Annotated in this window: 11 protein-coding genes; 7 read left to right on the top strand and 4 right to left on the bottom strand. The window is 46.2% G+C overall.

What is annotated here, in order from left to right; translation table 11 throughout:
• Nucleotides 1-116 precede the first annotated feature (116 nt).
• The 4 genes from ACKPBX_RS07685 (at nucleotide 117) to ACKPBX_RS07670 (ending at nucleotide 3,920) form a co-directional block, all read left to right on the top strand.
• The gene (locus ACKPBX_RS07685) at nucleotides 117-506 is read left to right on the top strand and encodes a MerR family transcriptional regulator (protein WP_119092443.1); all 390 of its coding nucleotides are present in this window, start codon (nucleotides 117-119) and stop codon (nucleotides 504-506) included.
• 40 nt (nucleotides 507-546) lie between these two features.
• Nucleotides 547-1,887 carry a type I glutamate--ammonia ligase gene (gene glnA, locus ACKPBX_RS07680; RefSeq protein WP_370738841.1) on the top strand — a complete coding sequence of 447 codons (1,341 nt, stop codon included), beginning with the start codon at nucleotides 547-549 and terminating at the stop codon, nucleotides 1,885-1,887.
• A 328-nt stretch (nucleotides 1,888-2,215) separates the two neighbouring features.
• A complete protein-coding gene (locus ACKPBX_RS07675) occupies nucleotides 2,216-3,106 on the top strand; it encodes an ABC transporter ATP-binding protein (protein ID WP_086628752.1) in 891 nt (296 codons plus the stop codon).
• Nucleotides 3,099-3,920 carry a DUF2705 family protein gene (locus ACKPBX_RS07670; protein WP_319995047.1) on the top strand — a complete coding sequence of 274 codons (822 nt, stop codon included), beginning with the start codon at nucleotides 3,099-3,101 and terminating at the stop codon, nucleotides 3,918-3,920. The genes ACKPBX_RS07675 and ACKPBX_RS07670 overlap by 8 nt, the downstream gene beginning before the upstream one ends.
• Before the next feature lie 221 nt (nucleotides 3,921-4,141).
• On the opposite strand, the gene ACKPBX_RS07665 is transcribed toward ACKPBX_RS07670, so the two are convergent.
• The 4 genes from ACKPBX_RS07665 to ACKPBX_RS07650 all read right to left on the bottom strand — a co-directional run bounded on the left by ACKPBX_RS07665 (nucleotide 4,142) and on the right by ACKPBX_RS07650 (nucleotide 7,384).
• Nucleotides 4,142-4,315, bottom strand: coding sequence for a hypothetical protein (locus ACKPBX_RS07665; RefSeq protein WP_168173203.1), 174 nt, complete (start codon nucleotides 4,313-4,315; stop codon nucleotides 4,142-4,144).
• Nucleotides 4,308-4,787, bottom strand: a complete 480-nt coding sequence (locus ACKPBX_RS07660) for a GNAT family N-acetyltransferase (protein WP_319995046.1) — start codon at nucleotides 4,785-4,787, stop codon at nucleotides 4,308-4,310. Before ACKPBX_RS07660 ends, ACKPBX_RS07665 begins: the two co-directional genes overlap by 8 nt.
• Before the next feature lie 170 nt (nucleotides 4,788-4,957).
• Entirely contained in the window at nucleotides 4,958-6,637 is a 1,680-nt protein-coding gene (locus ACKPBX_RS07655) for an ammonium transporter (RefSeq protein ID WP_319995045.1), read from the bottom strand.
• Nucleotides 6,638-7,024: 387 nt separating this feature from the next.
• Nucleotides 7,025-7,384 carry a DUF3997 domain-containing protein gene (locus tag ACKPBX_RS07650; protein WP_140187065.1) on the bottom strand — a complete coding sequence of 120 codons (360 nt, stop codon included), beginning with the start codon at nucleotides 7,382-7,384 and terminating at the stop codon, nucleotides 7,025-7,027.
• Nucleotides 7,385-7,961: 577 nt separating this feature from the next.
• Here ACKPBX_RS07650 and nrdD point away from each other — a divergent pair.
• The 3 genes from nrdD (at nucleotide 7,962) to ACKPBX_RS07635 (ending at nucleotide 12,077) form a co-directional block, all read left to right on the top strand.
• The gene (nrdD, locus tag ACKPBX_RS07645) at nucleotides 7,962-10,184 is read left to right on the top strand and encodes an anaerobic ribonucleoside-triphosphate reductase (protein WP_086628761.1); all 2,223 of its coding nucleotides are present in this window, start codon (nucleotides 7,962-7,964) and stop codon (nucleotides 10,182-10,184) included.
• Between the two features lie 23 nt (nucleotides 10,185-10,207).
• Complete coding sequence (nrdG, locus tag ACKPBX_RS07640) at nucleotides 10,208-10,768, top strand: anaerobic ribonucleoside-triphosphate reductase activating protein (protein ID WP_086628762.1); 561 nt, start codon at nucleotides 10,208-10,210, stop codon at nucleotides 10,766-10,768.
• 376 nt (nucleotides 10,769-11,144) lie between these two features.
• Nucleotides 11,145-12,077, top strand: a complete 933-nt coding sequence (locus ACKPBX_RS07635) for a nuclease-related domain-containing protein (protein WP_319995044.1) — start codon at nucleotides 11,145-11,147, stop codon at nucleotides 12,075-12,077.
• The last annotated feature ends 154 nt before the right edge of the window (nucleotides 12,078-12,231 follow it).

Below are 12,231 nucleotides of genomic sequence, written 5' to 3'. Positions count from 1 at the left end.
GGAAATACGATTAATTGCTGAAAAGAATTACCTTTTTCTCAACAGGCGTTAACTCCTGAAGAAAAAGGATACATCTGTGGTTCACTCAACTCAGAAGCTTCGATGGAGGGGTTGGTATGAAAGAAAAAGAGCTACGACGTTCGATGGCTGTTTTTACCATCGGAACAGTCATGCAGCTTACGGATCTGACAGCAAGACAGATTCGCTATTACGAAGAGCAAGACCTCGTTCATCCTAAGCGGACAGACACCAATCGCCGGATGTTTTCATTGAACGACGTCGATCGGTTGCTGGAAGTCAAAGACTATTTGGCTGAAGGGTTGAACATCACTGCAATCAAGCGGATGTACAGTACCGAAAGGCTGAAGAAGCAGCAAGAAGAGGAGCTTGAAAACAAGCACAAAAACTTGACAGACGAAGATGTCCGTCGCATCCTCTACAAAGAAATTCTTAACGCAAGTGGATTTAACCCTGGGGATTCAAATAAACCTTGGGGAAGATTATAAAAAAACAAAAAAATACACAAAGCATAGTCAAGGAGAGGGAATACAAATGCCAAAATTTACTAGAGAAGAAATCATCGCATCAGCAAAGAATGATAACGTCCGTTACCTACGCTTAATGTTCACTGACATCTTAGGAACAATCAAAAACGTGGAAGTTCCTATCAGCCAGTTAGAAAAAGTATTAGACAACAAAATGATGTTCGACGGTTCTTCCATCGAAGGTTTCGTGCGTATCGAAGAAAGCGATATGTACTTGTACCCAGATTTTAATACATGGTTAGTATTCCCATGGGGCACTGAACAAGGCAAAGTAGCTCGATTGATTTGTGATATCTACATGCCTGATGGCACACCATTTGCAGGAGATCCACGTAACAACTTGAAGCGTTCTCTTAAAGAAATGAAAGAATTAGGTTTCACTGAATTCAACTTAGGACCTGAACCTGAATTCTTCCTGTTCAAATTAGATGAAAAAGGTCAACCTACATTGAAATTGAACGATCAAGGTGGATACTTCGACTTGGCTCCTACTGACTTGGGCGAAAACTGCCGTCGTGATATCGTATTGGAATTGGAAGCTTTGGGCTTTGAAATTGAAGCAAGCCACCACGAAGTTGCTCCAGGACAACACGAAATCGATTGGAAATACGCAAATGCTGTTGAAGCTTGCGACAACATCCAAACTTTCAAATTGATCGTCAAAACAGTTGCCCGCAAACACGGTTTGCATGCAACATTCATGCCTAAACCAGTATTCGGCATCAATGGTTCCGGTATGCATTTCAATATGTCATTGTTCAACGAAAACGGCAATGCTTTCTACGATAAAGAAGATGAACGTCAATTAAGCGAAACAGCTTACCAATTCATCGCTGGTCTGATCAAACATGCGCGCGGATACACAGCTGTCTGCAACCCGATCGTTAACTCATACAAACGTTTGGTACCTGGCTACGAAGCGCCAGTATACATCGCATGGAGCGGAAAAAACCGTTCACCGCTGATCCGTATCCCAGAATCACGCGGCATGTCCACTCGTGTTGAATTGCGTAGCGTTGACCCAGCTGCTAACCCATACTTGGCTTTAGCTACTTTATTGGCTGCAGGTCTTGATGGCGTGAAGAACAAATTGGAAGCTCCAGCTCCAATCAACCGCAACATCTACCAAATGTCAGCTGAAGACCGTTACGAAAATGGAATTTTGGATTTGCCTACATCGTTGCATGAAGCTCTTGGAGAGTTCTCTAAAGACCAATTGTTGGTTGAAGCATTAGGCGACCATATCAGCAACAACTTCATCGAATCAAAAGAAATCGAAGTAATGTCTTACATCCAACAAGTAACAGAGTGGGAAAGAGAACAATACTTAAACATGTACTAAGAGAGTGCGATGAATCCCGTTTAGGAATCGAGTACTAAGAGGATAGCCACAACGCGACCCGGTTTTGGTCGCGATGTGGCTATCAGCTTAGACGGAGATTTCTGGGATTCAGAACACGTTTAGAGAGGGTGCGATGATTTGCGGAATCCCCTGCAAATCAGAACACGTTAAAAGAGCGTGATGATTCACGCACTTCCCCAAAAGGCCGAGACAAATTTGTCTCGGTCTTTTGTGTCGTTCAGGGAAGAAAAATCCTGCTGTTGCTGTAAACTTCAGCCGAGAAAACGTATAATGGGTATATGTAAAGTTCTTCAGAGGAGGGATCACCGTGGAAGCAATCGAAATGAAGGGTTTGACAAAAATTTACCGCAAGCGTGCAGCTTTGGACAATGTCCAACTCACAGTGGAGCAAGGTGAAAGGTTCGGATTCATCGGGCCGAACGGAGCTGGAAAGTCGACAACCATAAAGCTGTTGCTTGATTTCATCAAGCCGAGCAAGGGAAGTGCCAGAATTTTCGGATTGGATGCCCAGAAAGATTCCGAGAGCCTGAAACGCATCATCGGGTACGTCCCGAGCGATGTGCATTATTACAGCAATCTGACTGTGGAAGAGATTCTGATGATGACGGGGAAATTCCACCATATCCAGAACATAAAGGAAATGATGGCTTATTACGTAGAACGATTCGCGTTGGAGCCGAAAAAGAAAATGAAGGACCTGTCGTTGGGGAATCGGAAAAAAGTCGCAATCGTGAACAGCTTGATCTTCAACCCGGAACTTTTGATACTTGATGAACCTACTAATGGGCTGGATCCTTTGATGCAGCATCGTTTGTTTGAAGAGCTGAACTACCACAACAAGGAAGGCGCGACCATCTTCATTTCTACGCATAACCTGCCGGAAGTGGAAGCATTCTGCACGCGTACGGCCTTCATCCGTGAAGGGAAAATCATTTCCGTGGAAGATATGGCATCCGGATATCAACCAGGGAAAGTGGTGACGCTTACCGGTTCAGCCATCGTAACGGAGGATTTCGAATCCAAAGGGTACCGTGTCCTTTCCAGGACCGACCGGGTGGTTTCGTTGTTGTATAAGGACAACGTGAATCAGATTTTGGCGGATATGTCATCCTTGGATTTGGAGGATATAGAAATCCGCAATCAGAATTTGGAGGAAAAATTCATGACCCTATATGGTGGAGGTGAATCCCATGAATAGCATCCGATTGGAGTGGAAACAGGAACGCGGCGGGTTATTCGTATGGCTTTTCTTTATGGTCCTGATCATGGGGCTGATGATGGCCATGTTTCCCGTCATGGCAAATCAAGGGATGGAGGATATCTTGACGACCAAGCTCGATGCGATGCCTCCTGAGATGCTGGAGGCATTTTCGCTCACGAATGGCGCGAGCTTATTGCAGGCTGCCGGATTTTTTGCTTATATTTTTCAGTATCTCTTTTTGGCAGCCTGCATTTTTGCAACGATGAAAGGGGCCCAGGCGCTGATCAAGGAAGAGACAAACGGCACAATCGAGTATCTGTACGCACAGCCGATCAGCAGAAAAGCTATTGTCACGAGCAAATACATCGCTAACTTAGTGTTGCTTATGATTTTTTGGATCGTCCTGTACGGTGCGGCTTTGCTGTTCATCTATCTGTTCAAGGAGGATGGAGCCGATTTTGTGGAAATCATAAAAGATATCACGCTGATTTTCGGCGCGGAGTCGTTGGTATTGTTGTTCTTTTATTCAATCGGCTTCCTTTTCTCAACGTTCATCGCGAGCAGCCGTTCAACAAGCGGAGTCGCGTTGTTGCTGGTGTTCGGCACGTACATGATCGGCCTTGTCTCGAAGATGGTTGAGGACTATGAATTCCTGCGTGTTTTGTCGCCGATTGAATACGCACATCCAGCGGCCTTGCTGGAAGAGGGGATTTCCTGGGAGTACATGGTCATCTGTATCATCGGAAGCATGTTGGTATTGGGTCTAAGCTATCTGATCTACGGCAGAAAAGATCTGCGGATCCAGGTTTAGTGTTATAGGTTGGTTGGATGGTAATTAATGAATCAAATAAAAAAAGCCCGTAGTGGGCTTTTTTATTTTGGAATGCGGTAAATGCGGGATTCATCACACTCTAAACGTGTTCTGATTCGCAGGGGATTCCGCCTAATCTGTCTAGCCTCCATGGGCAAAAATCGACCCATTGCGGCTAGACCGCTTAGTGCTCAGCCCCTAACCGCGAATCATCACACTCTCTAACCAAATGTCATGAACATTACGGCGGCGACGATCAGGGCGTAGGATAATTTCTCCAGATTTTTCTTTGTAATCGGGTTCAGGCCTTTTTCGTAGCGTGTCTGATACATGATCCAGACATTGATTGCGATGCTGATGATACCCAGTATACTGGCGGTAAGATACTTATTCACGTTTTTCCTCCTGTCGGTTTATGCTTTCTGTTTGGCTATTCTGCGAATCGATGATCATATCGATGTGGGGGATATCATCCTCCAGGTAGATATCCGATACTGATTGGAATCCGAAAGAGGCGTAAAAATTCTGCAGATAGGCTTGTGCTTGCGCGTGGATCGGGAGTCCAGGGAAATGCATCTGTGCATACTCAAGTACGACTTGCATCAATTCTTGTCCGTAGCCATGGGTGCGTTCGCCTTGAGGGACAAGAACGCGTCCGATGCGCACATTATCCGCTTCCGGGATCAGCCGGGCATATGCCAACAGCCTATCTTCCGCCTGCTTCCAGAAGTGGATGCTGACGAGGTCGGTATCATCCACCTCTTGATAAGGGCAATTCTGCTCCACAACGAAAACAGCTACTCGCTCTTGATAGATCAGGTGCAATTCCCTCGCCGTCAGTGCTTCAAAAGGTTTGATGACCCACATGTATGTTTTCCTCCTCCTCGATTGGTGGAGAGCCACCATCATAGTCCTTATTATAGCAAAGCGCAGGCAAACAAAAAACCGGGAAACAGTTTGCTGCAAAGAAATAAAGCCAAGGAGCGCGTCTCGCAGTGAGACGGCTCCTTGGCTTCATTTAGTGTTCGTTATTCGGTTTAATAATATTTCAGGGCAGCTGGGCCTGAATCGCTGTTGCTGATGCGGAAGGCATCGGCAACAGGGGAAACGAAGACTTTACCGTCACCGACATGACCCGTGTATAAAGCGCGGCGGGCAGCACGGATGACTTCTTCGACAGGCACCTCGCTGATGATCGTTTCGATGCGGACTTTCGGTAAAAGATTGCCCTCAGCCTTCGCACCACGATAGAAGGTTTGTTGGCCTTTTTGGAGCCCGTAACCATGCACGGATGTGACCGTCATGCCGGTTACGCCGATAGCGTTCAATTCAGCTTTCAGACGCTCCAGTTTATCCGGATTAGCGATGATTTCAACTTTATTCATCGTATAGCCTGAATCAGCCAATTTGAAGGCTCCGACTTTAGTCAGGTCCACTTCTTGGACAGCAGGGATTCCAGCAGGTTTGTTGCTGTCTGTTACATAATCTTCGAATGCAGTCGTTGCAACAAAGTCATGGTAGCTTGAAGTCAAGCCATGCTCAGCGACGTCCATACCGACGATTTCTTCTTCAGCAGTAACGCGGAGACCCATTGTCTTTTGGATAACCTTGAAGACTATGTACATGGAACCGGCTGTGTAGGCTGCCACAGAAGCGACACCCAAAGCTTGGATCCCCAGCATGTTGAACCCGCCGCCGTACAATAATCCGCCATCCGTTGCGAAGACACCGACTAAGATTGTTCCCAATGCACCATTCACGCCGTGTACACTGAAAGCACCGACAGGATCATCGAACTTCAATTTTTGATCGACGAATTCAACAGCAAGGACAATGGCAAATCCGGCGATGAATCCGATGGCGATAGCGCCGAAGGGAGATACGACCGCACAGCCTGCAGTAATGGCTACAAGACCTGCCAATGAACCGTTCAGCGTCATTGAAACATCGGGCTTACCATATTTCTTCCAAGTGAATAAGAGAGTGACCAGAGTAGCTGTAACTGCGGATAAATTTGTATTCAAGAAGATAGTACCGATCAAGGCAAGGGTTTCGTCTCCTGTTGCCGCAACGGTTGAAGCCCCGTTGAATCCGAACCATGCGAACCATAGGATGAATACGCCTAGTGCACCGATTGTCAGGTTGTGTCCAGGAATGACTTGTGCTTTGCCATCTTTATATTTTCCGATACGCGGACCGACGATAGCAGCACCGACAAGTGCAGCGATGCCTCCGACCATATGCACGGCTGTGGATCCAGCGAAGTCGATGAAGCCCATTTGAGCTAACCAACCGCCGCCCCAGATCCAGTGACCTGAGATAGGATAGATCAACAAGGAGATGATGAAGGAGTACACGAGATAAGAGCTGAATTTTGTCCGTTCCGCAACAGCTCCGGATACGATAGTGGCTGCAGTTGCCGCGAATACGTTTTGAAACATGAAATGTACGGTTCCAGGAATGGTGGAATCAAGTCCCTCCATAAATAAGGCAGGTGTTCCGATGATGCCGGCGATATCGTCCCCGAACATGATGCTGTATCCGATGAGGAAGAATCCCAACGATCCGAGCACAAAGTCCATGAGGTTTTTCATGATGATGTTCGCCGCGTTCTTGGCACGAGTGAATCCCGTCTCGACCATTGCGAAACCGGCTTGCATAAAGAATACCAATACCGTTCCCAGCAAGGTCCATAATGTATCTACTGATGAAAACATAATAATTCCTCCTTTTGTTTTAGCATAGCCTTAGTTTATAGAAATAATTTTATTGAGGCTATATCCTGCTTACCAACCATGTTATATAATCTTACATATCTTTCAAACCAACGTTTGCAAGCGTTTAAATGTTAAAACGATGAGAGGTTTAATCTTAAATCTCATCTAATTGCAGTAATGTTGGATGGATTTGTGTTTTTTTGGTCAATATGATTAAAATAAACCTGACATGGGAGAGTAGGGAATATGGCGGATGTCAGAATCACTGACAAGAAAGAGGTCGCATTGGCAGGGAAATCCGACGAAAAGTGAAATTTCACAACAAAAAACCGTAAAGGGAACATGATCACATGCGCCCCTTACGGCTTTTTTATTTTTTGGTATCTTCTAAAAGTTGATGATCCAGTCCATTTCCGATAATTCGATCAATGGCAGCTCAATCGCTTCCTCTTTTAGTGCCTTCCCGAACCCTTCTTTGGAAAAAGGGCCTTTTACAGATTCAATTCTTCTATCGATAATAAAATATTCGAATGCTTCATTATGTTCTTTTTCAAGAATGATAAATTCATCGGTCCAATTCAATCGTGTAATGTAGCCCTGTATGTTTCCAGTCGGGTAGCGATAAGATGAAGGCAGATGGAAAAGGTTTTGCCAAGAAGCGCACTGTCTCAAAAATAGGTCTTCTCCGACCGGTATTCTAAATTTAGCAATTTTGGATATTTCAGGCAACATTCTATTTTTCCACACTAGCATTTCCCCCCTTTTTATCTCCTCATTCTTTTGACATCCTTACGGCACAAAAAACCGGATAATGGATCCGAAAAAAAGAATGAATCGCTTACATTTGTGACAAGTCATAGTATAACCGCTTTTATTTCCAAAGTACAGCAGATTCTATTGATTTTATGTACTTTATATGTTTTTTAACATTTTTTTTAATATTAGGGGCATTGTTCGGAAATCAAAACGGATCAGCTGGGTTTGTTTGGCTATTGTTTCTGTTCTGACTATGTAAGCGGGAGTCTGCTAAGGAAATAGCAAGCATTCCATTTTCAGGGCATTTTCTTATTGACCAACAGAACAAAATGTGTCTGATTGCTCTAGGTGTACTTTGCTATAAAACACTATATATTGTGGTGGAAATTTATGTGTGGATGATATATAGTATATACAGTGAATCGAAACAGAGACTACTTTAAGTGGAGGTATATGACTTGAGAAGCGCGTCCCGCAAGGAAAGCTTGCTCATTTTGTAACGACCTCTTACTTTTTATTAGCTTTTTTTGCATGTTCGGTTAATTTTTAACTAGGGAGTGGGAAAAATATGGCTTCATTACCAACGGATTTCTTAAATGAAAGCACGAATCTTCAAGTCGCTGACGCAGAAGTGAATATCCAAGTGTTGAAGGCGGATGGACGGGTAGTTCCTTTTCATGCCAAGAAAATATATAAAGCGATCAAGAAGGCGGAGCGTTTCTTGTCTGAACAGAACGAAGCGGCTGCAGATTACGATGTGGATGCTGTCGTGGCTTTGGTCGTAGACAAACTGATTGCATCAGAAACGGAAAGTGTTTCGACGGATGATATCCATGATCAAGTTGAAGCGACACTTGCTGAAATGGGGAATCTGCCGTTAGCGGAAGCCTACAATACCTATAAATTGACGAAAAAAGTCAAAAAGCTGCAACAACAGGACATCGAATTGCGCATCCAAAGTCTGATGAATGCCGATCAGAGCATCGTCAATGAGAATGCCAACAAGGATAGCCGCGTCTTCAATACGATCCGTGACTTGACGGCAGGAGTGGCTGCAAAAGCAATCGGACTGAGAATGCTGCCGAAACACGTTTCCAACGCCCATATGAAAGGCGATATCCATTATCATGACCTGGATTACCAACCGTATTCACCGATGACGAACTGTGTTCTGATCGATTTCCAGAATATGCTTCGTGAAGGTTTCAAAATCGGCAATGCAGAAGTAGACAGCCCGCGTTCAGTCAACACAGCGACTGCCCAAATGGCGCAGATTTTTGCGAACGTCGCTTCCAGCCAATACGGCGGCTGCAGTGCAGACCGTGTTGATGAAGTGTTGGCACCATACGCACGCCTGAACTATGAGAAACATCTGGAAACGGCTAAGGATTGGGTGGAAGGCGAAGCGAAACAAATCGCTTATGCCGAAGAAAAAACCCGCAAAGACATCTACGATGCTATGCAAAGCCTGGAGTACGAAATCAATACACTCTACACTTCAAACGGACAAACACCATTCACCACACTCGGATTCGGGTTGGGGACGGATTGGTTTGCACGCGAAATCCAAAAAGCAGTTCTGCAAGTGCGCATCAAAGGATTGGGCAAGGAAAGACGCACAGCGATCTTCCCGAAATTGATCTTCGCCTTGAAAAAAGGCACGAACTTGGAGACACAAGATCCAAACTATGACATCAAACAATTGGCCATCACTTGCGCCACGAAACGGATGTATCCGGATGTGCTGATGTACGATAAAATCGTTGAATTGACAGGCAGTTTCAAGACACCGATGGGTTGCCGTTCCTTCCTGCAGGGATGGAAAGACGAAAACGGAAACGAAGTCAATTCCGGTCGGATGAATCTTGGGGTCGTGACGTTGAACATCCCGAGAATCGCCTTGGAGTCGGAAGGGAATCCGGAAGCATTCTGGAACATCTTCGAGGAACGTTTGGCGATCTGTAAGGATGCTCTTGTCTACCGTGTCGAGCGCACCAAAGAAGCGACGCCTACGAACGCACCAATCCTGTATCAGCACGGAGCCTTCGGGAAACGTCTGGGCGAAACGGACAATGTCGACGAACTGTTCAAGGACAAACGCGCTACAGTCTCCCTAGGTTACATCGGGCTGTATGAAGCGGCTACCGTCTTTTACGGTGGAGATTGGGAAACGAATCCGGAAGCGAAAGCCTTCACTTTGGACATCGTCAAGAAGATGAAGGAAAAAACGGATGCTTGGGGCAACCAATACGGTTACCATTTCAGCGTCTACTCGACTCCGAGCGAAAGCTTGACCGATCGCTTCTGCAGCATGGACACAGAGAAATTCGGCATCATTTCCGACATCACGGATAAGGAATACTATACAAACAGCTTCCATTACGATGTCCGCAAGAATCCGAATCCTTTCGAGAAAATCGCCTTTGAAATGGAATATCCGCAATATTGCTCAGGCGGATTTATCCATTATTGCGAATACCCGAACCTGCAACAAAATCCGAAAGCGTTGGAAACAGTCTGGGATTTCGCCTACGACAAAGTCGGCTACCTGGGAACGAACACACCGATCGATCACTGCCTGGAGTGCGGTTTCGAAGGGGACTTCAATCCTACCGAGCGCGGGTTCCAATGCCCGGAATGCGGCAATACCGATCCGCAGACATGCGACGTCGTAAAACGCACATGCGGTTATCTCGGTAACCCACAGATCCGTCCGATGGTGAAAGGTCGCCACAAAGAGATTTCCGCCCGCGTCAAACATCTGCATGCGGATTGCAAGTCAGAACAGTAATCAGAACAGTTAGGTGATGTGAAGTGAAAAACCCGCAACCGCAAGAATGGTTGGCAGAGAAATACAGCAAGGACAAAGTGGCGGACTACAAGCCTTTCAACTTTGTCGATGGCGAAGGCGTGCGCTGCAGCATCTATCTGAGCGGCTGCCTGTTCGCCTGCGAAGGCTGCTACAACAAGATTGTCCAAAACTTCGACTATGGGATTGCCTACACCGACGAGCTTGAGGAACAGATCATGGCCGATCTGCGTCAGCCTTATGTGCAAGGCCTGACGCTTTTGGGCGGCGAACCTTTCCTCAACACGAAGGTCGCGCTGCGGCTTGCGCAGCGGATCCGGGCAGAGTTCGGCCGGACCAAGGACATCTGGGGCTGGACCGGTTACTACTGGGACGAACTGGCTGGAGAATCCGAGGATAAGCAGGAATTGCTACGCTTGATGGATGTGCTCGTCGACGGCCGCTTCGAACTGTCCAAACGGGATCTGACTCTGAAATTCCGCGGCAGCTCCAACCAAACAATCATTGATGTACAAAAATCGCTCGAAGTCGGAGAAAAGGTTCTCTGGGCCAATGGTTACGAATAAAACAGCGTGAAATAATCAAGAATTGGCTAGGACTTATTGCCAGCATTCAAAGACAGTTTTATTACTGAACTTTGGGGCTGGGCAAGTTCTAGCTTTTTTTGTTGTGACGGCAGAATGGCGCCTGGCTGGGGGTGGCCAAAACCCGGTGAGGCGACCCTCTCCGGGAATCAGCGCCTCGCGGCTGACCGAAAACCCGGTGAGGCGACCCTCGCCGGGAACCAGCGCCTCGCGGCCGATCGAAATCCCGGCGAGACAGCCCTCGCCGGGATTTTTTCTCCCAAAGAATTTTTAAGTCCAGGTATTTTGGCCTATTAATGAACAAAGATTGAAATAAATCTTCTCCTATAGCGCAATTGGCAACATATTACGTATGTTTATGGTAGTAAATAAATATAATGGAGTGAGCGCTATCGCATACAAGGAACGCATGAAACCCAAGCTTCTCCGCATCTATGAGGTTCTGTCCAATCGCATGATCCTGAGCAGTGATGACCACTATTACCACCTTCATCTAGATAAAGGTTTCGATGGGGAATACGGGTTAGATGGACTTACGGAACCATTATCTTCGCACTGCTTGGTACTGAATGATTTGCAGTTGGAATTCAGAAAATCTTCTTTTCAAGTCGATACGCTGTTGATTTGTACTGACAAAATACGACTGTACGAAGTTAAGAATTACGAGGGAGTTCATACATGGGCTGATGATAAATTACTTAAATCAACCGGTGTATATCTGGAAAATCCATGGGTGCAATTGCAGCGGACTAAAGTGAAATTGGAATTGCTGCTTCAGTCCCTGTCGTGTCAAATGAAGGTGGAGGCTTATGTTGTCTACATCAATCCCGAATTCACTTTGTTGGAGGCGAAAGGTGATGGGAATTATCTTTTGCCTAGTCAGGTTCCCCTTCATTTTCGAAGTTTGCAAATGAAAGAGACACTATCTTTTGAACAGCGACGGTTAGCTGAGCGATTGCTGCAGTTGCATAATCCGGATTATCCACCGCACATGAAACCAGTATATTGTTATGAAGACCTGCGTAAAGGGATCGGTTGTCCGGCATGCGGGACTGTTGCGGAAGCTTTCCATGGACACTTCATAAAGTGTCAGACATGTGGTGAAAGAATGAATGTCAAAAAAGCAATTAAAAGAAACATTGAGGATTTTCGTCTCTTGTTCCCTGATGAAAAATTGACTACCAATCGCATGCTGGACTGGTGCGGTTCAGGCGATAAGGACCGCATATATCGGATTCTCAGAGAAAGCTATCAGCCTAAAGGAAATGCGCATGGCCGCTATTATATCTGAAATTCTGGAGTCCTGATCCCAGCTGGTGCTGGCCGGGAACCAAGCACACCGCGGACGACTGAAAACCCGGTGAGGTGGCCTTCACCGGGAAATAGCGCCCTATGGCCGACCGAATACCCTGTGAAGCGGCCCTCGCCGGGAACCAGCACCCCGG

It is taken from the genome of Trichococcus shcherbakoviae (genome assembly GCF_963666195.1).
Classification (GTDB): Bacteria; Bacillota; Bacilli; order Lactobacillales; family Aerococcaceae; genus Trichococcus; species Trichococcus shcherbakoviae.
The sequence above is the reverse complement of the archived record's forward strand: the minus strand, read 5'-3'. Positions and strand labels throughout refer to the sequence as shown.